Genomic DNA, 20,773 nt, shown 5'->3' on the forward strand with positions numbered 1-20,773 from the left:
GAAAGCACGGCGGTGAAATATTCAGGCCGTCTGAAAATATCCAGACGAACTGCGCGGTTGTGTCAGGGGAAAGTATAACGCAAAGCAAGTGTTAAGGGACGGTTTAGAGTGTTGGAATCAAAAGAAATGTTGATACAAATAAAGGAATCAAAATGAGTAGAATAGTTGGAGGTAGTAAAAAAATGGTTTTGAAACAGGAGTTTGAAATATCGGAAATAATGCTATCGAAAAAATACTTTGAATTAATTTTAGCTAAAATTTACATTTAATTGAATAAATGGAGGCCGTCTGAAAAATGAGGGTCGAATAGGGTGTTTTGGTTCTTACTGATTGTTTTGATGGATAAATTGGGTATGAAAATAAAAAACAGGTAAGCGAAAATGCCCACCTGTTTTATTTTATGCCTCCGGCCGTAACCACATCCACACTGCCACGCAGCTACAGAAGATTGATGAAACGGCACCAATCCACCAGCGTTCTGGAAATTGCCAAAACATAAAAAGGCAAGAAATGGCCATCATGCCGATAGCGAAGAACTTTGCCTTGCGTGGCACAGCGCCGTTGTTTTCCCAGTTTTGTATGATCGGACCAAAGTGGCGGTGATGATACAGCCAATTGTGAAAGCGCGGAGAAGCTTTTGCCCAGCAGGCGGCGGTCAATAAAATGAAAGGCGTAGTCGGCAGTAATGGCAGGAAAATGCCGATAATGCCCAAGACGAGCGACAATGCGCCGCAAAAAATCAATAAATAGCGAACCATCTTCCCATCACCAATTATTTGTTTTCAGATGGCTTGTGATGTGGAAATGGACAACGTGGAATGTCTAACTTATCCCAGCCCTCATGCCCCATTTTTTCCAGCAGTGCGATATTGCGGTCGAAAATTGCCGAGGCATCGGGAAATGCTTCAGCCGCTTTGGCAATACTGTCTTCACGAATCAAGTGCAAAGTCGGATAGGGTGAGCGATTGGTGTAGTTGCTGATGTCGTCGGCTTCAGTGCCTTCAAATTGGAAATCGGGATGGAACGGTGCAATTTGGACAATGCCTTCCAATTCGTTTTCTACAACGGCATCGTCGGCAATTTCCAGCATTTGGTTGAAGGTTTCAAAATCAGGGAATAGCGTTGGATGAACCAGTAAAGTGGTTTCCAATTCTGAAGCGGGTGTATTGCCCAGAAGCTGCAATTCACGATCCAAGTCCTCAAGGAAACCGTCTAAATGACGGGCTTCGCTGACAACGATGCGAACCAGGTTTTTAACGTGCGGCGCTTTGGCAAACGGGCAGAGATTCAGCCCGATAACGGCTTTTTCCAGCCATTGTTTGGTATGTTCTGAAACAGTATCGATATCGAGATGGGTGGTGTTAGTCATAGTAAAAGCTTATGTGAATTATTCTTAAAAAGAATACAAGTGTATGGATGTGAAAGCAAACCATTGGAATTTAAAAGGCCGTCTGAACAACAGACGGCCTTTATCAGTTTCAAATCATCAATCCTGAACCAAATGAACCAAAGGCAGAGCGGTCGTGTTTTTAATTTCTTTCAACACAAAACTCGATTGCGCATCTTGCACGCCGTGGTGTGAAAGCAGCGTGTCCAAAACAAAATGGGAAAATGCGTTCATATCGGTAAAAAAGGCATGGAGCAGATAGTCGGTTTCACCCGTTAAAGCAAAGCAGCTCAATACTTCAGGCCAAGCGCGGACAGATTCGGAAAAATCCTCGCGCGCATCTTTTGCCTTGCTAATCGATACACGGATAAAAGCCTGCAAACCCAAGCCCAAAGATACGGGAGAAAGCTGGGCGGCGTATTTTTGAATGATGCCCGCATCTTCAAGCTGTTTGAGACGGCGCAGGCAGGGAGAAGGGGAGAGCGCCACTTTTTCAGAAAGCTCAACATTGCTCAACCGCCCATTTTCCTGCAAAACCTGCAGAATCTTTAAATCCGTTTTATCCAAGTTTAGATGAGGCATGATGGTTCTCCCAATGTAGACAATGTATGTTTTGAAAATGAAAAATGCTTAAAAATAAAGACTTGTATGGTTAAATTATATATTGAGTTCAGATGTGCGACAAATTGTCTTATAAGGAGTGTTGCGAATTTGTTTTATGTAGTTGTGAAAAGATGAAGGCCGTCTGAAACTAATCAAGATTAAAGTTTTATGTCATATTAGGATTAGATATAAAGAGGCCGTCTGAAAATGATTTCAGACGGCATTTATTTTCGTAATGTGATGATTCAGGCTCTTAATGACCTTGTTTTGGAGAGTTTTGTTCTTTTGCTTTGATTCGTTTTCCGCGTTTGTATTTGGCTTTGTTTGGGGTGTTTTCTTCGCAATGTATTTTTGTGTTTTTCTTAAGGTATATGCTTGGTCGTTATCCGTTTGAGTTGTCTCGGCACATGGCGGGAATCATCATCGGATCCAGTGTTCCGCCGCATTGCCAGTTAAACAACCAAGTCGAGTCATTGTTAATTCGATAAGGAGTCAGGGTCAGGACTTTGCCTTTGTTCTGCCCTTTATCGAAAGGAATGCTGATTTTGCCTGTATCTGCTTCTACAGTTACGCCACCGTTTTGGATGTATGTACCGCCGATGCGTTGAGCGGTAACGCCGATTGAGCCTTGTTTACTGACATCCTCTGCATTGGGCAGGCGATTATTTACCGCTGAGGCAATGCTGATTTCGGTTTTCAGGTCGTCGGCAAGGTATAGTGCTTCGGAGGCTTGCGCCCTACCGATATAGTTTTGGTAAGTGGGTATGGCGACAACAACCAGAATACCGAGGATGGCGATCACTATCATCAGCTCAATCAGGGTAAAACCTTTTTGGGCTTGAAATGGGGTATTCATTTGAGTGTATCGTTTTCAGGTTTTTTTATTTTTATAAAGCAAATCCCATAATTGCCTTATGGGATTTGCTTTTATTTAGACTGCAATACCAATATTAGCGGCAGTTAGCAGGAACGTGTTTAGGTTCGCCACCAGTAAATTTACAACTCCAACTCAAAGGAGCTTCTGAATCTGAGGTACCTGCTGTGGCACCATTTTGACTTGGGGTCAATGTGAATACTGGATTTTCTGTTGCACCAGTGGCTTGGGTGGTAACTGTAATTACCCCACCATTTGCAATGTCAATACTCTTAACATATTTAGTTGGTACAAATTTGTAGCCTGTATTACCCATTTTGGCTTTATCAGTTGTACCAGTAGTATAGGCTGTAACACTACTTAAGCCATCAAGAGCAGCAGCTGTTTCGGCTACAGCTAATTTAGCAGGTTCAGCTAATCCCAAGCCTTCAGATACTTTGGCGCGGATAGTGTAGTCTTGGTACGCAGGCAGAGCGATTACGGCCAAGATGCCCAAGATGGCGATAACGATCATCAATTCGATCAGGGTGAAACCTTTTTGGATTGCTTTCATTGATTAAAACTCCAGTTTGAAAGTGTGAATAATTATGTTTAAGTAAAAAGTCCGTAATGTGCTTGGCACTATGTATTATGAGTAAACCATAAAGTAAGAAGGAATATACAGCTTCCGTCGGGCTTGCTGCTTTGAGGCTTGGGCCTTATCGGACGTGTTGTTTCAAGCAGTCGGTGTGCCAAGTGCGCAAAACTGATTAAAAAAATTATTTTTTATTTTTTGTTTATTGTTTTTATTGGAATTATTTTTTGATTTTTAAGTTTTGTGTGGTTTTGTTTGAAAGTTTCAGAATTTTAGGGAAATTGGGTGGTTGACGTTTTTTGTCAGTTTTGTGTTTTTTGTGACAGGGAAGGGAGACAAGTTTGGGTGTGTGACGTTTTGTCAGAATTTAGTTTGATTTAATAATATGTTAATTGATTTAGATGGGCGGTATTTTTATGGATTAATCGGTAAGTTTAATATTTTGTGATTTTATTTTTTTGTTTTTTATAGGTTTTATTTTGTATGCGTATTTTGTTTGAATATGAATGGGGAAAAGATTTGGAAGGAAGGATTTTTAAAGAGGGTTTGGTGTAATAGGTGAATGAAATTTTGTTGTTGGAATTATATTCATATGGGTTATGATTTTAGAATGTAGTTTTATGTCATAGTAAAGGTCTGATTTTGAATTTTAAGGCTTTGGATTTCTTGAGTGTTTGAGAAGGGTATATTTAGGATGTTTATATATTTGGATGTGATTAGGGTGAGCAAAAAATGCTCACCCTATGTTTTTAAGATGTTCAGACGGCCTTTATGGGGTCAAGACTTCGATCAATGCTTGTTTTAGGGTGTTTTGGGTTTGCGGGTCTTGCAGGGATGGGCTGTAGGTAATGAAGCTGTCCTCAATGCGCTGATCCAAGGTGGTGATTTTGGCGTAGCGCAGGCTGATGTTGTGTGCGAAGAAGGTCTCGGCGATGTCGGCGAGGAGGTGGGGGCGGTTGACGGCGGTGATGTCTATGGTGTGCCAGCCGGGATAATCTTCTTCGGGGGTGATGATTACGGTAGGCGGAATGGGGATGTGGCGGATGCGGCGGCTGATGTGTGGGCGGCCGCTTTGTTTTTGGACGGTGGTATTGCCGTGGATGAAGCTGTTGAGTTCGGCTTCGAGTGCGCTTTGGCGGTCGGGATATTCTTCGGGCGGGAGATTGTCGGGAAGTTGCAGGATAAAGGTGTCGAGGATGTAGTCGTGTTCGGTAATGAAGGCGCGGGCGGCTTGGATGTCGAAGCGGTGGCTGCTGAAGATGCGGCAGAGGCGTGCGAAGAGGCGGTCGCCATTGGGCATGAACACCATGACTTGAAGGCTGTTGCTTTGGGGAAGGATGCGGCTGCGGACGGCAGGACTTTGGGTGTCGTAGGCGAGGTTTGCGGTGTGCCAGAGGATTTCCCGTGTCTGATGGCGGACGTAGTATGCGCTGCCGAGGATGCGGCGGAGTTTTTGTTGGTTTTTGAGGGGAACGGCTGCGCGCGTGAGCTGGTCGGTCGAGGCTTGTTCGCGTCGGTTGGGGAGGCGTTCGGGATCGTGGTTTTTGCTGTTTAAAACGGCAGCGGTGCTGTGGTAGAGAGTTTGGAGCAGGCTGGCGCGCCATGTGTTCCAAAGTTTGGGGTTGGTGCCGCGGATGTCGGCAATGGTAAGCAGGTAGAGTGCATCGAGGTATTCGCGTGTGGGAATACGGCGGCAGAAGGCTTGAAGGACATGGGGATCTTGGATGTCTTCTTTTTGGGCAACGGTGGACATGAGCAGGTGGTTTTCAACCAGCCATGCGAGTAGGTGGCTTTCTTCTTCGGTGTAGTAGTGGTTGGCGGCGAATTGTTGTGCGTCTTTGATGCCTTCTTTTGCGTGATCGCCGCCACGGCCTTTAGCGATGTCGTGCAGCAGGGCGGCGGTGTAGAGGACATATGGTCGTGGATAGGCCTGCATGATGGCGCTGGCTTCGGGCATTTCGTGGCTGTGGGTTTCGATGGCGAGACGGCGCATATTGCGGACGACGGTCAGGATGTGGTCGTCTACGGGGTAAATATGGAAGAGGTCGTGTTGGAGCAGGCCGGTGATTTTCTCCCATGCGGGGAGATAGCGGCCAAGTACGCCGTAGAGGTTGAGAAAACGGAGGGTTTGGGTGAGGCCGGTACCGTGTTTGAAGAATTGGATAAAGCGGCGGCGGTTTTCTGGATTTTGGGTGAAACGGGTGTTGATTTTTCGTGTGGCCGCCCACCATGCGCGCAGGGTTTGCGGCTCGATGGTGGTGATGCTTTGCTCCTGCATGGTTTGGATGATGGTGAAGATGTGTTCGGGGTTGTGTTCAAACAGGGCAAGGTCGTTGGCGGCGATTTGGTGGCCGATGCGTTTGTAGCGGCTGTCGATGGGGTGGATATGTTGGGGGCGGCTGGAGGTTTGATGGTTTTTGAGAACCGGAATGAGGATGCCGTTGAGTTGTTTGATGGCTTTGGTGGCGCGGTAGAAGGTGTGCATCAGAGCTTCGCTTCTGCCGCGGATGTCGGGTTGGGTATAGCCTAAGCTTTCGGCAACTTGGGACTGGTAGTCGAAAAGCAGCCTGTCTTCGGGGCGGTCGGCGGTAAGGTGGAGATGAATGCGGATGTTGGCGAGGCGGCGGTAGCCATGAGCCAGCATGCCGGCTTCGGTGCGTGTGAGGACACCGGCGGTAACGAGGGCGGTGGGGTTGCTGTCTATGCCTTGTGCTTTGGCTGTCCAGATAAGGGTGTGGATGTCGCGCAGGCCGCCGGGGCAAGTTTTGATGTTGGGTTCGAGTTGTGCGCCTGTGCCTTGGGATTTTGTATGGCGTTGCTCCATTTCGAGGAGTTTGGCTTCGATAAAGGCGGCTGTGTCGCGACGTGTGTTGAGTTTGTTTAGAAGTTGGGCGGTAAGTTTGGCATCGCCTTGTAGGTGGCGTGCTTCAAGAAAGGCGGTTTCGCCGGTAATGTCGTTTTGGGTACTTTGGAGGATTTCTTCTATGCTGCCGCTTTTGATGGCCGGATTGAGGCGTGCGTCCCAAAGGGTTTGGATAAATTGGGCGGTTTGTTGTTGCAGGCCGTCTGAAAATGGGGCCGAGGAAATAATCGCTAAGTCCCAGTCAGAATGGGGGTAGAGTTCACAACGTCCGAAGCCGCCGATGGCAATCAGACTGATGTCGTTGCTGTCGGGAAAGTGGATTTGCCAGAGGGTTTGCAGTAGGGTTTCAGCAGCGGCGATATGGTCGCGGAAGTAAGCGGTAGGGCGGTTGTTTTGGCGGTAGGCAGTTTCTGCTGCGGCTTTTTGCTGCTGGTAGATTTGGATGGCTTGTTGGGCGGCGGGCATGATGGTGTCTGGCTGTGAATTAGGCTTGGGTATCGGTAGGCTCGGTCATTTGGCGGAGCATTTCTTGCGGCGGAAGGAGGAGTTTGTAAGGGGCGATTTTAAGCGCGGATGCGATTTTTTCGATGTTGGAAAGGGCGATGTTCCAGCGTTTGCGTTCGACGGCGGAAACGTAGGTGCGGTCAAGTCCGCATTGGCGTGCCAGTTCTTCTTGCGACCAGCCGTGATTAACGCGGTAGAGGCGCATGTTGTAAGCGATAATGGCGCGGAGGTCTTGCGGATCGGGCAGGCTTGGAGGGGGAGTGAGTTTGTTGACCATGGTGTTTTGAGTTTGTGGTTTGAACGATAAGGGGATTTTATACTATTTTTGTGAGAGGAAAGGAAAGGCCGTCTGAAAGTTTTCAGACGGCCTGAAAGGGGGTAGGTATAAAAAAAAAGGGGGTGGCTTTCGGCCACACCCAAACACACACACATCAAGAGGAAAGAAAAATCATTTAATAAGAGAGCTGGCTCTTATCGAGGAAACTGGAGGATTCGGGCTTGGCCCTGAATCATTGAAAGGCATTATAAATGAAAATAGGGTCAGGGTATTGATACAGGTCAATTCGGGCTTGATTTAGAAAATATATTTTTAGGATAGTGGAAATAAATTAAAAATAAGCTAAGGCAATCAGGCCGTCTGAATAATCGGTTTCAGACGGCCTGATTGGTTTGAAGGCTACTACTTATATATAAATAAAGTATTAAGCCAAACCTTTATCTTTGGCTTCTTGCAGGCGGGTTTCAAAGTTGCTGAGGTTGACGCCAGCCTGTTCGGCTGCGGCAACTACTTCGGCTACGGATGCGCCGTGTTGCACTTGATGATAACCCCAAAGCAGGGAGCAGCGAGTACCGGTGCGGCAGAAAGCAAGAATAGGAGCCGGAGATTGTTGCAACAGATTTTGGAAGGCTGCGACATCGGCTGCGTTGATTTGAGGCGCGACAACGGGCTGGGATGAGAATTGGTTGATGCCAGCCTCTTTAAACCAGTTTTGCACTTCGGCAAAAGCCGGTTGGTTTTCTTCTTCACCGTCCGGGCGGTTGCAGATGATGGTTTTGATGCCGAGACGTACGGCTTCTTGGACATCTGCTTCGGTCAGTTGGGGGGCGATATAGAGGGTGTCGGTCAGTTTACGGATGGGCATAGTTTTTCCTTTCTTTATATTAAATGGATATGTTGATTTCAGACGGCCTAGGAAGTGGCAGGCCGTTTGAAGTTTTATTTAATGATTGTACAACCAGTTTTCGAGTTTTTGGCGATCGGTAATGTGCAGCAGGGCAGTATTGGCTTCTGCCGCTTGAACTGTGATGCTGGTTTCACGCAATAGGCCTTGACGGAAGAAATGGATGGTGGTGCGCGTGCCGATAGGCAGTTTGCTCCACTGTGCCGCAAGGTCGTTGCAGGCATAGCCGCCTAGGGCGATGATTTTGTCTTGCGGGCAGAGTCCGGCATTTTCTGCACTGCCGCCATTAAATACATGAGTCAGGACGGCATGATCGCTGCTTTGTTTGAAACGTGCGCCCAAATCGTTGGCGGGGGCAACCGATTGGGGTTCGCTTGCAAATGCTCCGCCATGTTGGCGAGGTAGGGGAATAAAGTCGAGTTTGACACCTACGCTTTGTAGGCATTCTGCGAGCGGAAGGTCTTCGGTGCTGTATAAGGCCGTCTGAAAGAAGGTTTCTAAATCTAAACTGGTCATTTCTTGGCAACGGATTTGCCAGTGTTTTTCGGGTATGCCTTGATGGGTGTTGCACCAGTCGCGATAGTGTTGCTGCATCACACTGTCGATGGTGTATTTGCCTTGGCTTTTTTCACGGATGATAAGGTCGAGGCAAAGTGCGGCCAGTGCGCCTTTTTGATAGTAGCTGACGATGGCGTTTGGGCTGTTTTCGTCTTGTTTGTAGAACTTGTCCCACGCGCTGAAACTGGATTGGGCAAGTGTTTGTTTCAGGCGGCCTTGTGTCTGCTGTACACGTGTGATGCTTTGTGCAAGCAGGGTAAGGTAGGCTTCGGGGCTGATGGTTTTGCTTCGGGCTAGAAAGAGGTCGTCGTAGTAGGAAGTAATGCCTTCGAATGCCCAAAGTTGCTCGGTATAGTTTTCTTGGTCGAGGTTGTAAGGTGCGAATACGGCCGGTTTGATGGATTTGACGTTCCATGCGTGGAAGTATTCATGGGAGAAGAGGCCGAGCAGTTCGGTATAGGCTTTGTCGGCTTCACCCATATCGTAAGATGGCAGACTGTGGCGGTCGGCGAGTAGGGCGGTGCTGCTGATGTGTTCCAGTCCGCCATAAAGGTTGTCGCCCAGATGTAATAGGAAAAGGTATTCGGAAAACGGGGCAGGGGAGGGGAACATCGCTAACTCGGTTTCGCAGATTTTTTGAATATCGGCGAGGAAGCGGGTGCGGTCGAAATCAGGATAGATGCCGCTTAATGCAATACGGTGGGGGATGCCTTGTGCTTCAAAGTCGAGGAATTCGATGATGCCTGTTTCAACAGGATGATCAATAAGCTCGGCATATGAGGCCGTCTGAAAAGTGGTCGCCGAAATTTGGGGTAGGGTGGTGGCTATCTGCCATGTGTGTGGCAGGGTAGGAAATTCGACTTGGTGTGGTTGTTCCTCTTGTCCGTGCACTTTTAAGAATAGGCACGCGCCATCAAAAAAGCCGCGCTCGGTACTGAGGAATGAGCCGCGAACAGACAAGTCGAATGCGTAGACGGTGTAGTAAATTTCCCACGCTCCATTGAGGGCAGGGGTTTGCCAATAGTTTTTGCTGGTTTGTGTCAGTGGCTGGGCTTTGCCGTTGCAGCACGCGTTGATGTGTGTGATGTGGCGGGCAAAGTCACGGATGAGATAGCTGCCGGGAACCCAGTTTGGCAGGCTGATTTCTGTTTCAGAATCATCAGTTTGAGTGAATGATAAGGTGATGTGCCATTCATGAGACAGAAAGTTGGGGGTAATTTTGTAATTAATCATGGCTATTGGTTAATTTGCTAAAGTTTATTAAGAGGAAGGGGTTTTAAAGGGTAGGCTTAATCTATATCAATAAAACTGTACGAAAAAGGGGGCTTGAAAAAATGCTGTGTCCGATTTATTGAACATGTTTAAATAATTTATTGATTATAAAAGAAATGAGATTATGTCTCACTAAAGTTTTTATGCAATATGGAATGTAATTTTGCTTGGCATGTTGTGGTGTCTATGTTAAATTTAGAAAAATTTGAGCCTTGGCCGTATTGCGCTTTTCGTAAATGCAGGGGCTGGGGTGAGATAAAAATTTTTTATACCCATAATTTATGGAGACTTCCATGGACACACAAACTTATAACTACAAAGTGGTGCGCCAGTTCGCCATCATGACTGTAGTTTGGGGTATTGTGGGCATGTTGGTTGGCGTTATCGTCGCTGCCCAGCTTTTTGCTCCGGCCCTAGATTTATCCAATATCGGACCTTGGTTCCACTTTGGCCGCCTGCGTCCTCTGCACACCAATGCGGTTATTTTTGCATTCGGTGGTTGTGGTTTGATCGGTACATCATACTACGTTGTTCAACGTACATGTAATACCCGTCTGTTTGGCGGTTGGCTGCCTGCATTTACCTTCTGGGGTTGGCAGGCCGTTATCGTGGCTGCTGCCATCAGCTTGCCTATGGGTTACACCCAAGGTAAAGAATACGCCGAGTTGGAATGGCCTATCGACATTTTGATTACGCTGGTGTGGGTTGCCTACGCTATCGTATTCTTCGGTACGATTGCCAAACGTAAAATCAAACATATTTACGTTGCCAACTGGTTCTACGGCGGCTTTATCTTGGCCGTTGCACTGTTGCACATCGTCAACAATATCAGCATCCCTGCCGGTTTGATGAAATCTTATCCGGTTTACGCAGGTGCGATTGATGCGATGGTTCAATGGTGGTATGGCCACAATGCGGTGGGCTTTTTCCTGACAGCCGGCTTCTTGGGTATGATGTACTATTTCGTACCTAAACAAGCGGGCCGTCCGATTTACTCTTACCGCTTGTCCGTCGTTCACTTCTGGGCTTTGATTTTCACTTATATGTGGGCTGGTTCACACCACTTGCACTACACCGCATTGCCTGACTGGACTCAATCTTTGGGTATGGTATTGTCTTTGATCCTGTTTGCGCCTTCTTGGGGCGGTATGATCAACGGTATCATGACTCTGTCCGGCGCATGGGACAAACTGCGTACCGACCCGATTTTGAAATTCTTGATCGTTTCTCTGTCTTTCTACGGTATGTCTACCTTCGAAGGCCCGATGATGTCTATCAAAACCGTTAACGCTCTGAGCCACTACACCGACTGGACTGTTGCACACGTTCACGCCGGCGCATTGGGCTGGGTGGGCTTTGTAACCATCGGTTCCGTTTACTATATGATTCCCCGCTTGTTCGGCAAAAATGAAATGTACAGCACCAAATTGGTTGAGGCGCATTTCTGGATCGCGACCATCGGCGTGGTTCTGTATATCGCTGCAATGTGGATTGCCGGCGTAATGCAAGGTCTGATGTGGGGTTCTTTGAATGACGACGGCACGCTGACTTATTCCTTCGTTGAATCCGTAAAACGTACCATGCCTTACTACATGATTCGTTTCACCGGCGGTCTTCTGTACCTGAGCGGTATGTGCATCATGGCATATAACGTTTACCGTACTGCTATCAGTGGTAAAGCAGTTGATGCTGAGATTCCTGCGGTTTCTCAAACTCAACACCACTAATGACAAGAAAGATAGGCTACCAAAATGAAATTACAACAATTAGCTGAAGAAAAAGTCGGTGTACTGATTGTATTCACCCTGCTTGTAGTCAGCGTCGGCCTTCTGATTGAGGCTGTTCCGCTGTTCTTCACCAAGGCAGTTACCGAACCTGCGCCCGGCGTGAAACCATATAACGCTCTGCAAGTGGCCGGTCGCGATATTTATGTGCGCGAAGGCTGCTACAACTGCCACTCTCAAATGATTCGTCCATTCCGTGCAGAAACTGAACGTTACGGTCATTATTCCGTTGCCGGTGAGTCTGTTTATGACCATCCGTTCCAATGGGGTTCTAAACGTACCGGTCCGGATTTGGCTCGTGTCGGCGGCCGTTATTCCGATGAATGGCACCGCATCCACCTGCTGAACCCGCGCGACGTTGTGCCGGAGTCCAATATGCCTGCATTCCCATGGCTCGCACGCAATAAAGTCGATGCCGAGGCAACTGTGGCGCATATGAAAGCCCTGCGTAAAGTGGGTACACCTTACAGCGATGAAGAAATTGCCAAAGCACCTGAAATGCTGGCTAACAAATCAGAGCTGGACGCTGTTATCGCCTATCTGCAAGGCTTGGGCTTGGCATTGAAAAACGTAAGGTAACATCATGGACGCTAACTGGGCTCGCTCGCTCTTTACTGTTTGGGTATTTATCAGCTTTATTTTAGTCCTCTATATTGTGTTCAATAGACGCAATAAGAAAAACTATGACGATGCTGCCAGCAGTATTTTCGATAATGACGAACAAAGGCCGTCTGAAAAGGACGATCAAGCTCAGTCAGTCCGTGATCACGGAGCAAAATAATGAACACAACATCCCAATTTACCAGTAGTTTCTGGAGTATATATATTGCCGTTATCGTCGTGCTCAGCTTCATCGGCCTGGCTTGGCTTCTGCTTTCGCAAAACGTTGTGAAACGCCCTAAAAAAGGCGAAGAAGTAAAAACCACAGGTCATGAGTGGGACGGCATTTCGGAGTACAACAACCCTCTGCCACGTTGGTGGTTTTGGCTTTATGTCTGCACATGGCTGTTTGGCGTCGGCTACCTGATTATGTATCCAGGTATTGGCGATTACAAAGGCCTGTGGGGCTGGAGCAGCCATGGTCAATATGAAGAAGAAGTTGCCAAAGCCAATCAGCAATACGGTAAAGTGTATGCTAAATTTTCCAATATGCCGATTGAGAAAGTGGCTAAAGACCCTGAAGCCCGTGCTATTGCACAAAACCTTTTCAATACCTACTGTATCCAATGTCACGGCTCAGATGCCAAAGGCTCCAAAGGCTTCCCGAATTTGACCGACGACGACTGGTTGTGGGGTGGCGAACCTGAAAAAATTCAGGAAACCATTGAAAAAGGCCGTACTGCCTCTATGCCGGCATGGGGGCCTGCTTTGGGTGAAGAAGGAGTGAAAAACGTAACACAGTATGTTATGTCTCTTTCTAAACCTAAAGGTCAATACGACGAAGAACGTGCAGAACGCGGTAAAGCCCTGTTTAGCGGCCCACCTGCCAACTGTTTCACTTGTCACGGCGACAAAGGTCAAGGTATCCAAGGCCTCGGCCCGAATCTGACCGACGATGTATGGTTGTGGGGCGGTACTCAAAAAGCGATTACCGAAACCATTACCAACGGCCGCAGCAGCCAAATGCCTGCTTGGGGTCACTTCCTTGACAAAGACAAGCTGCACATCATGACCGCTTATGTTTGGGGTTTGTCCAACAAAGACGGTAAAAAAGCTCCTGCTAAAAAAGCCGAGCCTGCTCCGGTAGCTCAACCTGCCGATGTTTCTGCTCCGGCGGCTGCTTCTGCTCCTGCTGCCGATAAAGCTGCTTCAGATGCTAAAGCTGCTCCGGCTGCTGAAGCCAAACCTGCTGAAAAAGCAGAAGCAGCTCCGGTTAAGGTAGACGGCAAAGCTGTTTTTGAAGCCAACTGTAAAACATGTCATGGCGGTATGATTCCGGGCGCACCTGTTGTCGGTAAAAAAGACGACTGGGCTCCTCGAATTAAGCAAGGTAAAGATACTTTGCACAAACACGCGCTTGAAGGTTTTAATTCAATGCCTGCCAAAGGCGGCAACAGCAGCTTGAGTGACGATGAGGTTAAAGCGGCTGTAGACTTTATGGCAAATGAGTCCGGTGCAAAATTCTAATTTTGAGTCGGATTGAAAAAAGCGTACCTAACAAGGTACGCTTTTTTATATTTGATAAAACCAATAAGAGAAGACATATCAAAGAGGTGAAATATATAAGGCCGTCTGAAACATTCAGACGGCCTTTGTTCTTGGTTCAACCAAAATTAATCAATCCAAAGTGGACGTGCTGCGTTTCAGGAACCATTCGCTGAAAGGCCACTCAACACTGTCGAGTAAGTTTTTGGTAATTAGCCCCAGTTCCGTATCGCCTTCGATTTGCAATTTACGGTTGAAAAATAAGGTATCGGGATCTTCCTCGCGCATCATCATGCGCATGAAGTCTATACCGTTGGCCGCCAGCCTCAGATCGGGGACGCCACTGAAGTTGTCGTCCAGGAATTTTTCCGTATTGGCACTAAACCGCACTTTGATACCGGCATCCAAAACTTCGATTTCGAATTTTCTTCCGGCAAAAAGTTCCATATCGGCAGGCAGTAAACCTTTTCTCAGCATGGTATTCAATACGGAGACCAAAACAAAGCGTGGAGGTTTGCCGGGAAGTTTGGTACCGATTTTTGTCATCCATTTGGGTAATATGATTTCAGGCAGCGCCATAATATGCCTCCTTCACGGTTTCAATACCGGGCTGACCGCGCCAATAGCCGTCAACCAGTGTTCCGGTAGTCAATCGTTCCAACTCAGGGTGGACATCTTCCCATGTGGCTTTTCCGTCCAATACATCGCGGTGAATTTGGATAATTTCAGCCATGCTGTGCATTTGTGGCGACAGTCTGAGCATATTCACGCCGATTTTATTCAAGTCTTCATGGTGGGGCAGTAGGTTTTGGCAGCCGTAAGACATGGTTTGGATGCCGTTGATGGTGAGAAACGGCTGGCCTTCTCGCGTATTCATGGCCATACCGTGCTCATGATCGAGGCAGCGGAACTCGCAACTGTCTTTATTCAGATTGTAATGGCGGGCGGTAAAGCAACGTGATGAATAGGCAAGCGGCATTTTACCCCAAGCGAAGAGTTCAGTTTCAATGCCGTCTGAAGCCTTGATGATTTCGGCAACCTTATCGCGGCTTAGCTCGGACGGTGCAATCCAGCGGAATGCCCCTAATTTTCGGAATACGTCCAAAGTAGTTTCGTTGTAGATATTCAGGCTTGCACCGGCAACAAAAGGAATGCCGTGTTCGCGTGCCAATTTGACCGCCCCCATGTCGTTGGCTTCAACTTTAAACTTTCCCTGCTCCGTGATTTTGCGCAAGCGTTTCAGATCGGATTCGCTTTCGAGCAGGACTTGTGAAGAAAGAATAATCTCCTTACCGCTTTCCGCCAAGTCTTCAGCCAGTCCGAACCAGTCGGCAAAGCGCATTTTCTGACGGCGTGAGCAGACTACCTCACCCAAATAGACCGTATCCAACGGCGTATCCAGCATGGAAACGTAAAATTCCAGCAGGGCTTCTTTTTGCCAGAAAAATAAAATAGGGCCCAGCGACAATTTCAATGAATTCATTTTTTTCCCCTTATTTCCATGGGCGGTTGTATGCGCCCAAAGTTGTCTGATGACCTTCCGAAACTTTGCTCAAGGCATTGTTCCAGGACGGATTGACTTTGAAACGCGATGGATCGGCTGCAGCTGCATCCAGTGCTTGGCGCAGGGATTTGGTTACTTGCGCCGTATACATCGGACTGCGTTGGCGTCCCTCGATTTTGATGGCGGACACACCGATTTTGATGAGTTCGGGCAACATTTCCAAAACATTCAGGCTGGTCGGTTCTTCCAAAGCATAGTAAGTTTCATCATTGACTTCAAAGCGGCCTTTGCACAAGGTTGGATAACCTGCCGGTTCATTGGGTTTGTATTGGTCTATCAATACCTGGTTTAGACGTACGTTCATGCGGTCGGGCAGTTGTTCCCAGCGGACGGATTTTGCCGGAGAGCAGACACCTTGCATATTGGGCGATTCGCCTGTTGCATAGCTCGACAAGATGCAACGGCCTTCCACCATCACACACAAACTGCCGAAACCAAAGACTTCAATTTCCACATCAGTATTGTCAATCACATGTTTGACCTGATCGATGGTCAGCACGCGCGGCAAAACGGCACGACGGATGCCGAACAGCTCTTTCATCATATTGATGGCTTCGTAATTGGTGGCCGAACCTTGTACCGACATATGCAGGCGTAAATTCGGATGTTTGTCTGCCGCATACGCCATGATGGCGGGGTCGGCAACAATAATCGCATCGGCACCCAAATCCGCCGCCGTATCCACAGCGGCGTGCCAACGCTCCACTTGGCCAGCTTGTGCGAATGTATTGATAGCCATCAGTACATTGCGCCCGCGCGCATGGGCGTAAGCAACGCCTTCCCGTGCCGATTTCATATCGAAATTCAGTCCCGGAAAGTTTCGTGCATTGGTCGCATCTTTCAAACCCATGTAAACCGTGTCCGCACCGTTGTCCACAGCGGTTTTCAGTGCAGGCAGGTTGCCGGCGGGGCAGACCAATTCTGGAATTCTCTGCATTTTGTGTTCCTCGTCTTGATGATAACCTCTATCGGATTAATCAATATTTTGTAGAATTCCGGATATTTTATGGATTAATGACACAAGATATGCTGATTTAAATCAAATCGAAAAATTCAGATTGACGTAGGCATATTGTTTACAAAATCTTAACAGACGTTGTTTTTTATATATTTCATGTGCTTAAAAATTTTGATGACGAATTTTGTTTCAAAATCGGCTTATGTTTTTAACTATCGCATTTATTAATTTTTACAATAATGGCGATTGAAAAATGAAAAAAAGGCCGTCTGAAAATCTGGTTTCAGACGGCCTTCTGCTTTAAAGGGATATATTTAAGAGAAACCCAAGCGTTTATCGGGTCGGGTAAACACAAAAATAAACAGGGAAGTTAACGCACCCAAAGTATCGGCAAGCATGTCTTTTTGCGCGTCCCAAATATCGCCTTGGGAACCCAAGAATTCTAGTCCGGCCTCTCCGCCGTCGATGACGGCATATTGCCATTCGATGATTTCATAGGCGGCAGCCACGCTCATAATGAAGAACAGGGAGAAAAATAAGGCCAACGGCAGGTTGCACAGCTTGCGGCGCAGCAGCCACTCAGCCATCGGGTAGGCATAAAAGCCGATGATGTAATGGGCAATACGGTCGTAATGATTGCGGTTTTCGCCCAAAATTGGTTCGACAAAGCGGTTGATGGATTCAAATGGCACATCGGCAAAAGTGTAGTATGCACCGATGGAATGCATGATCAGCCAGAAGCTCATGAATAAGTAGGCCAAGTTGCTGAAGCGGAAAATGCGGTAGGTGGCAACCAGAAGGAAGAATACGGATGCTACGGGGGTGATTTCGGCGTACCAGACCGCGCGGTCATGAGGATTAATGCCTGACCAAACAATGAGGGCGAAGATAATCGTAGCAAGAAAAATGGGAAAGATTGGAGAGGGTTTATTCATGTTGTGTGTATGTAGTAATAATGGTTGCGTATTGTATAACGAATTGGCAGGGCTGCAGTTTTAGACATTCAAGGCCGTCTGAAAAGCAGCTTTCAGACGGCCTGAAGTTTAGCCGTTCCAGAAATAACGGGTGATGTGGAAAAACACAGGTGCAGCAAAACAAATCGAATCCACACGGTCAAGCATACCGCCGTGGCCGCGTATCATATTGCCCCAGTCTTTGACACCGTAATCGCGTTTGATGGCAGACATAACCAGGCCGCCAAAGAAGCCCATCAGGCAGACGATAAAGCCGATAATGGCTGCTTGGCCGTGAGAGAACGGCGTAATCGGCGCCATCAGCGCGGCAATGGCAGTGGCCGATAAAATACCGCCGACAGTGCCGGAAATAGTTTTTGACGGAGAAAGCGAAGGCATGATTTTTGCACCGCCAATCAGTTTGCCCCAAACGTATTGCAACACATCCGATACTTGCACCACGCCAATCAGGAAGATCAGCAACAGGATATTGTTGCCGTTATCGAAGCCATCCAAGTCCAGAAACATCAGCGCCGGAACATGAGACAGACAGAAGATGCAAATCATCGCCATCCATTGTGTTTTGGCGGCGCGTTCCAAAAAGTGTGCCGTTTGGCCGCTGAGGCTGGCAATAATCGGCAGTATCAAAAAGCCGTAAACCGGAATAAAAATGCTGAACATGCCGTACCAGCCGTCATAGACGAAATAGTATTGCACCGGCAGAAGCAGGTAAAAGCAGACCACCATGCTGTAATAGTCGCTGCGGCGTCGATAGACGAGGGTCATAAATTCGCGCAGTGCGGCAAATGAAATCAGGAAAAACAGTACAACCGTCCCGATTTTGCCGAACCAAAATGCACCCAGCAACACCAACGTCATCAGCCACCATGCGTAAATACGGGCGTTGAGGTTGGCAATGGTGGCATTATCTGCGCCGTTTTTGCGCTTGAGCCATTGTCCGATGATGCTGGCAAAACACAATACGGCAAATACGCCGACAAAAATATAGCTGGCTTGCGGAGTCAGATGAGCGGCGGCTTGTTCGACAATGATTTGTTGGGAAGTCGTAGAAAGGCTCATGCTTGTTCTCCTTTGTTTTGCTGAACTTCAGATTCATTTTGGCAAAGCTCGCTGCGGTCGTTTTCAGACGGCCTGAGTGCCAGTAGCGCCTCACGGCTGCGTGTCAAAAAGCTGTCTTTGTCTTCGTTTTCCTGCAAAGTAAGCGGCTGTCCGATATGGACTTCACACAAAAGCGGGATAGGCAGGATTTTGCCTTTGGGCAGTACGCGGCTGATGTTGTCTATCCAAATCGGCACAAATTCGGTATTGGGTTTACTTTTCGCCAGATGATAAATGCCGGACTTGAACGGCAGCAGGATGGTGTTGTCGTCAGTATTACGCGTGCCTTCAGGGAAAATAATCAAAGAGTCGCCTGCGTTCAGCGCGTCTTTCATCTGTTCGGTAATTGCTTGCGGATTATCACTATGGCGCGGAATCAGCAAGGCATTGAAAACGTTTTGAATGATGAAGCGTTTGAGTTTGCTTGTCAGCCAGTAATCCGAACCGGCGACTGGGCGCGTGGACAAGCGCCAGCGGCGGGGCAGGGAAATCCACACCAATACAAAATCGCCATGGCTGCCGTGATTGGCGTAATAGACTTTTTGGTGCTGATTGAATGTCAGCTCGCGCGGACTTTTGGGGCGTACGCCCGTAAGAAAAGAGACCGACAGACATAAGGCTTGGTCAGTTAGCCAGGCAAGTTGTTTTTTGAGGAAGTTTTTCATTGTTTCTGCCTTTGGGAGTGAGATACCGCTCTAGATCTGGTTTGGGTAAATTAGCCAAAATAATCAAATGCTTTGGATAAGCAAAATTAAAAATTGTGCGGCGGTCAGGTATAAGCTTTTGCGCCATAAGGAAAGTGCGCCGTTTATCCGTTGGGTCAACGTACGGCTGCCTGAAATTTGGCGTAAACCGTTTTGCTGTAAGGTGTGGTCGAAGTCTTCAGGAGAGTAGCGGTTGTCGGCAAAGTCTTGGAACACGCGACGGTCGAAGTGAATGCGGATATGGCAGTACAGCAAAACTGCTGCCAAGACAAGTTGCACCGCAAACCATGCGCCGCCATATTTTGCCGACAAGGCGAGCAGCAAGGCATTGCAGGCGGCAACATAATGTGCGGTAGAGAGCAGGTGGGCAGTAATACGGCTGTCGGTTGCGTTGTCCATCATTATCCTTGTTTTAAACGGTTGGCCGCAGCTTCAACTGCTTGGGCGGTGGCCGGCGATAATACCATTTGCGGCCGAGCCTGTTTGAGTTCGGCCTTCGCTTGCGCCAAGTTTTTGCAGCCACCATAGACCAGCAGCCACGTCAGCACCACTGCGGCACTTCTTCCATAACCCAAAGCGCAACATACCAGCGCTTTGCCGTGTTTTTGGCGCAAGGTTTCCAATATCAAGGCCGTCTGAACCAAATCGTTTTCAGACGGCGTTACCATATCCAGTAAAGGCAGAGCGCGATATGCTCCCTGATAGCTACGGCAGGGATATTCGGCGCATACATCCAATACGACAGGCAAATGGTTTGAAATCCCTAAAACGCTGCCAATTAATACATCATTGCGGACTGGTGCCGTTTTCGCTTTACCGCGTAACCAATACGCCATGTTTAGCCGTACGCTCACCAGATAAGGCAATAGTAAAACCGTCGCTGCCACCGATAATTTACCGTTAGCCTGTTTTTGGAATATGTTTGCATTTCCAGTCAAATAGGCAAAGGATACCATCAGTAAAGACACGCTAATCCATATCAACCACAGCCACACACCACCCAGCAGCGCAGGCAAAGCCGTCAAACACGCGCCAAGTAAATACAGCAACGCAATCCTTCTTGAGCGTACATCACTCAAGCCCAGTCTTAACGGCGAAGTCATCTGACGCGGGAAAGCCCACAACACCAGCCAGCCAAGCAATGCTCCTGTCGGCACGTCAATAAAATGATGTTGATAAGTTGTCAGTACCGACAGGGCAATCAGGCTTTGCCATAAGAAAAGAGGCAGGCGGATTTTGGGAAAGCGCGTCCAATAAAATGCACCCACGATAATTGCCAACGCAATATGCAAAGATGGCGCTTGGTTGTACGGCAAATCAAATGCAGCCAATGAATCAAACAGCCAGCCTGACAGTCCATCGGCAGGCGGTTTAGGCCACCCGAAACGCAGCGGAAACAGCACAAAGCAAGCAGTCGCAATCAGTTGGGCGGCTACAAGGTGCGCTACATATCGGTTTTGTTCATGTGTATCACGGCAAAGAAAAAATGCCGCGGCATACATCAGGTTCAGCGACCAATAAGGCACAATCGTCCATGCCCAAAACGGAATATTGCTCTCCCATGCAAAAGCGATTTCAGGTACATAGTCCAGCGATGCCGCGTAATGGTTGGAGAGGCCGTAGCTGGTGTAGAACAGGATACCGACTGAAATCAGCTTGAGTAGGGAGGTTTTGAGGGTAGGTTTCATGGATAGGTACATGGTTTAAATAAGGCCGTCTGAAAGTTAAAA

General features: G+C 47.8%; 21 protein-coding genes. 4 read left to right on the forward strand and 17 right to left on the reverse strand.

The annotated features are described in order from the left end of the window. Positions 1–398 precede the first annotated feature (398 nt). The 9 genes from ACTHSA_RS02920 to ACTHSA_RS02960 form a co-directional block, all read right to left on the reverse strand. The gene (locus tag ACTHSA_RS02920) at positions 399–758 is read right to left on the reverse strand and encodes a YbaN family protein (protein ID WP_049336046.1); all 360 of its coding nucleotides are present in this window, start codon (positions 756–758) and stop codon (positions 399–401) included. Between the two features lie 14 nt (positions 759–772). After that, the gene (locus ACTHSA_RS02925) at positions 773–1,369 is read right to left on the reverse strand and encodes a DUF1415 domain-containing protein (protein WP_070503738.1); all 597 of its coding nucleotides are present in this window, start codon (positions 1,367–1,369) and stop codon (positions 773–775) included. Between the two features lie 117 nt (positions 1,370–1,486). After that, positions 1,487–1,969 (reverse strand): Lrp/AsnC family transcriptional regulator, encoded by a 483-nt coding sequence (locus ACTHSA_RS02930; protein ID WP_003684427.1) that lies wholly within the window; start codon positions 1,967–1,969, stop codon positions 1,487–1,489. A gap of 403 nt (positions 1,970–2,372) precedes the next feature. Further along, complete coding sequence (locus ACTHSA_RS02935) at positions 2,373–2,846, reverse strand: pilin (protein WP_070695441.1); 474 nt, start codon at positions 2,844–2,846, stop codon at positions 2,373–2,375. Positions 2,847–2,940: 94 nt separating this feature from the next. Next, a complete protein-coding gene (locus ACTHSA_RS02940; RefSeq protein ID WP_070695439.1) occupies positions 2,941–3,417 on the reverse strand; it encodes a pilin in 477 nt (158 codons plus the stop codon). 790 nt (positions 3,418–4,207) lie between these two features. Continuing rightward, positions 4,208–6,766, reverse strand: a complete 2,559-nt coding sequence (gene glnD, locus ACTHSA_RS02945; protein ID WP_070695437.1) for a [protein-PII] uridylyltransferase — start codon at positions 6,764–6,766, stop codon at positions 4,208–4,210. 19 nt (positions 6,767–6,785) lie between these two features. Next, positions 6,786–7,082 carry a helix-turn-helix domain-containing protein gene (locus ACTHSA_RS02950; RefSeq protein WP_004519584.1) on the reverse strand — a complete coding sequence of 99 codons (297 nt, stop codon included), beginning with the start codon at positions 7,080–7,082 and terminating at the stop codon, positions 6,786–6,788. Positions 7,083–7,506: 424 nt separating this feature from the next. Further along, positions 7,507–7,947: a TIGR01244 family sulfur transferase gene (locus ACTHSA_RS02955; RefSeq protein WP_049336036.1), complete on the reverse strand. Its 441-nt coding sequence runs from the start codon at positions 7,945–7,947 to the stop codon at positions 7,507–7,509. Positions 7,948–8,025: 78 nt separating this feature from the next. Continuing rightward, complete coding sequence (locus ACTHSA_RS02960; protein WP_049336034.1) at positions 8,026–9,777, reverse strand: M61 family metallopeptidase; 1,752 nt, start codon at positions 9,775–9,777, stop codon at positions 8,026–8,028. 332 nt (positions 9,778–10,109) lie between these two features. On the opposite strand from ACTHSA_RS02960, the gene ccoN reads away from it, so the two are divergent. Genes ccoN through ccoP form a run of 4 tightly spaced genes read left to right on the forward strand, consistent with a single transcriptional unit; the run spans position 10,110 to position 13,727 of the window. Further along, the gene (gene ccoN / locus ACTHSA_RS02965; protein ID WP_003748780.1) at positions 10,110–11,543 is read left to right on the forward strand and encodes a cytochrome-c oxidase, cbb3-type subunit I; all 1,434 of its coding nucleotides are present in this window, start codon (positions 10,110–10,112) and stop codon (positions 11,541–11,543) included. A gap of 24 nt (positions 11,544–11,567) precedes the next feature. Further along, positions 11,568–12,179 carry a cytochrome-c oxidase, cbb3-type subunit II gene (gene ccoO, locus ACTHSA_RS02970; RefSeq protein WP_003748778.1) on the forward strand — a complete coding sequence of 204 codons (612 nt, stop codon included), beginning with the start codon at positions 11,568–11,570 and terminating at the stop codon, positions 12,177–12,179. A 4-nt stretch (positions 12,180–12,183) separates the two neighbouring features. Beyond that, positions 12,184–12,381: a cbb3-type cytochrome oxidase subunit 3 gene (locus tag ACTHSA_RS02975; protein WP_003748776.1), complete on the forward strand. Its 198-nt coding sequence runs from the start codon at positions 12,184–12,186 to the stop codon at positions 12,379–12,381. Next, a complete protein-coding gene (gene ccoP, locus ACTHSA_RS02980; protein ID WP_004519589.1) occupies positions 12,381–13,727 on the forward strand; it encodes a cytochrome-c oxidase, cbb3-type subunit III in 1,347 nt (448 codons plus the stop codon). The genes ACTHSA_RS02975 and ccoP overlap by 1 nt, the downstream gene beginning before the upstream one ends. A gap of 150 nt (positions 13,728–13,877) precedes the next feature. Here the strand turns inward: ccoP and ubiT are convergent, their stop codons facing one another. From ubiT to ACTHSA_RS03020, 8 genes are all read right to left on the reverse strand, one after another. After that, positions 13,878–14,324: a ubiquinone anaerobic biosynthesis accessory factor UbiT gene (gene ubiT / locus ACTHSA_RS02985; protein ID WP_004519590.1), complete on the reverse strand. Its 447-nt coding sequence runs from the start codon at positions 14,322–14,324 to the stop codon at positions 13,878–13,880. Then, positions 14,311–15,228 carry a U32 family peptidase gene (locus tag ACTHSA_RS02990; protein ID WP_004519591.1) on the reverse strand — a complete coding sequence of 306 codons (918 nt, stop codon included), beginning with the start codon at positions 15,226–15,228 and terminating at the stop codon, positions 14,311–14,313. The genes ubiT and ACTHSA_RS02990 overlap by 14 nt, the downstream gene beginning before the upstream one ends. 10 nt (positions 15,229–15,238) lie before the next feature. Continuing rightward, positions 15,239–16,246, reverse strand: coding sequence for a ubiquinone anaerobic biosynthesis protein UbiU (gene ubiU, locus ACTHSA_RS02995; RefSeq protein ID WP_070625134.1), 1,008 nt, complete (start codon positions 16,244–16,246; stop codon positions 15,239–15,241). A gap of 335 nt (positions 16,247–16,581) precedes the next feature. Continuing rightward, on the reverse strand, positions 16,582–17,202 hold the full coding sequence (locus tag ACTHSA_RS03000) for a DUF2238 domain-containing protein (protein WP_070625133.1): 621 nt from the start codon (positions 17,200–17,202) through the stop codon (positions 16,582–16,584). Positions 17,203–17,310: 108 nt separating this feature from the next. Continuing rightward, positions 17,311–18,300, reverse strand: a complete 990-nt coding sequence (locus tag ACTHSA_RS03005; RefSeq protein WP_004519594.1) for a phosphatidate cytidylyltransferase — start codon at positions 18,298–18,300, stop codon at positions 17,311–17,313. Next, positions 18,297–19,004: a lysophospholipid acyltransferase family protein gene (locus ACTHSA_RS03010; RefSeq protein ID WP_039862078.1), complete on the reverse strand. Its 708-nt coding sequence runs from the start codon at positions 19,002–19,004 to the stop codon at positions 18,297–18,299. The genes ACTHSA_RS03005 and ACTHSA_RS03010 overlap by 4 nt, the downstream gene beginning before the upstream one ends. Positions 19,005–19,067: 63 nt before the next feature. Beyond that, the gene (locus tag ACTHSA_RS03015) at positions 19,068–19,442 is read right to left on the reverse strand and encodes a hypothetical protein (RefSeq protein WP_039862080.1); all 375 of its coding nucleotides are present in this window, start codon (positions 19,440–19,442) and stop codon (positions 19,068–19,070) included. 2 nt (positions 19,443–19,444) lie between these two features. Beyond that, positions 19,445–20,731 carry a dual specificity protein phosphatase family protein gene (locus tag ACTHSA_RS03020; protein ID WP_224783390.1) on the reverse strand — a complete coding sequence of 429 codons (1,287 nt, stop codon included), beginning with the start codon at positions 20,729–20,731 and terminating at the stop codon, positions 19,445–19,447. Positions 20,732–20,773: the final 42 nt, after the last annotated feature.

Origin of the sequence: Neisseria sp. P0008.S002 (genome assembly GCF_051962805.1) — a bacterium.
GTDB classification, from domain to species: Bacteria; Pseudomonadota; Gammaproteobacteria; order Burkholderiales; family Neisseriaceae; genus Neisseria; species Neisseria perflava.

Coding starts and splice junctions, on each gene's coding strand:
- ACTHSA_RS03005 (WP_004519594.1), bottom strand. CDS start 18,300: ATGAGCCTTTCTACGACTTCCCAACAAATCATTGTCGAACAAGCCGCC.
- ACTHSA_RS03015 (WP_039862080.1), bottom strand. CDS start 19,442: ATGGACAACGCAACCGACAGCCGTATTACTGCCCACCTGCTCTCTACC.
- ACTHSA_RS02960 (WP_049336034.1), bottom strand. CDS start 9,777: ATGATTAATTACAAAATTACCCCCAACTTTCTGTCTCATGAATGGCAC.
- ACTHSA_RS03000 (WP_070625133.1), bottom strand. CDS start 17,202: ATGAATAAACCCTCTCCAATCTTTCCCATTTTTCTTGCTACGATTATC.
- ACTHSA_RS02990 (WP_004519591.1), bottom strand. CDS start 15,228: ATGAATTCATTGAAATTGTCGCTGGGCCCTATTTTATTTTTCTGGCAA.
- ACTHSA_RS03020 (WP_224783390.1), bottom strand. CDS start 20,731: ATGAAACCTACCCTCAAAACCTCCCTACTCAAGCTGATTTCAGTCGGT.
- ACTHSA_RS02975 (WP_003748776.1), top strand. CDS start 12,184: ATGGACGCTAACTGGGCTCGCTCGCTCTTTACTGTTTGGGTATTTATC.
- ACTHSA_RS02955 (WP_049336036.1), bottom strand. CDS start 7,947: ATGCCCATCCGTAAACTGACCGACACCCTCTATATCGCCCCCCAACTG.
- ubiT (WP_004519590.1), bottom strand. CDS start 14,324: ATGGCGCTGCCTGAAATCATATTACCCAAATGGATGACAAAAATCGGT.
- ACTHSA_RS02930 (WP_003684427.1), bottom strand. CDS start 1,969: ATGCCTCATCTAAACTTGGATAAAACGGATTTAAAGATTCTGCAGGTT.
- ccoP (WP_004519589.1), top strand. CDS start 12,381: ATGAACACAACATCCCAATTTACCAGTAGTTTCTGGAGTATATATATT.
- ACTHSA_RS02920 (WP_049336046.1), bottom strand. CDS start 758: ATGGTTCGCTATTTATTGATTTTTTGCGGCGCATTGTCGCTCGTCTTG.
- ubiU (WP_070625134.1), bottom strand. CDS start 16,246: ATGCAGAGAATTCCAGAATTGGTCTGCCCCGCCGGCAACCTGCCTGCA.
- ccoN (WP_003748780.1), top strand. CDS start 10,110: ATGGACACACAAACTTATAACTACAAAGTGGTGCGCCAGTTCGCCATC.
- ACTHSA_RS02940 (WP_070695439.1), bottom strand. CDS start 3,417: ATGAAAGCAATCCAAAAAGGTTTCACCCTGATCGAATTGATGATCGTT.
- ACTHSA_RS02925 (WP_070503738.1), bottom strand. CDS start 1,369: ATGACTAACACCACCCATCTCGATATCGATACTGTTTCAGAACATACC.
- ACTHSA_RS02950 (WP_004519584.1), bottom strand. CDS start 7,082: ATGGTCAACAAACTCACTCCCCCTCCAAGCCTGCCCGATCCGCAAGAC.
- glnD (WP_070695437.1), bottom strand. CDS start 6,766: ATGCCCGCCGCCCAACAAGCCATCCAAATCTACCAGCAGCAAAAAGCC.
- ccoO (WP_003748778.1), top strand. CDS start 11,568: ATGAAATTACAACAATTAGCTGAAGAAAAAGTCGGTGTACTGATTGTA.
- ACTHSA_RS02935 (WP_070695441.1), bottom strand. CDS start 2,846: ATGAATACCCCATTTCAAGCCCAAAAAGGTTTTACCCTGATTGAGCTG.
- ACTHSA_RS03010 (WP_039862078.1), bottom strand. CDS start 19,004: ATGAAAAACTTCCTCAAAAAACAACTTGCCTGGCTAACTGACCAAGCC.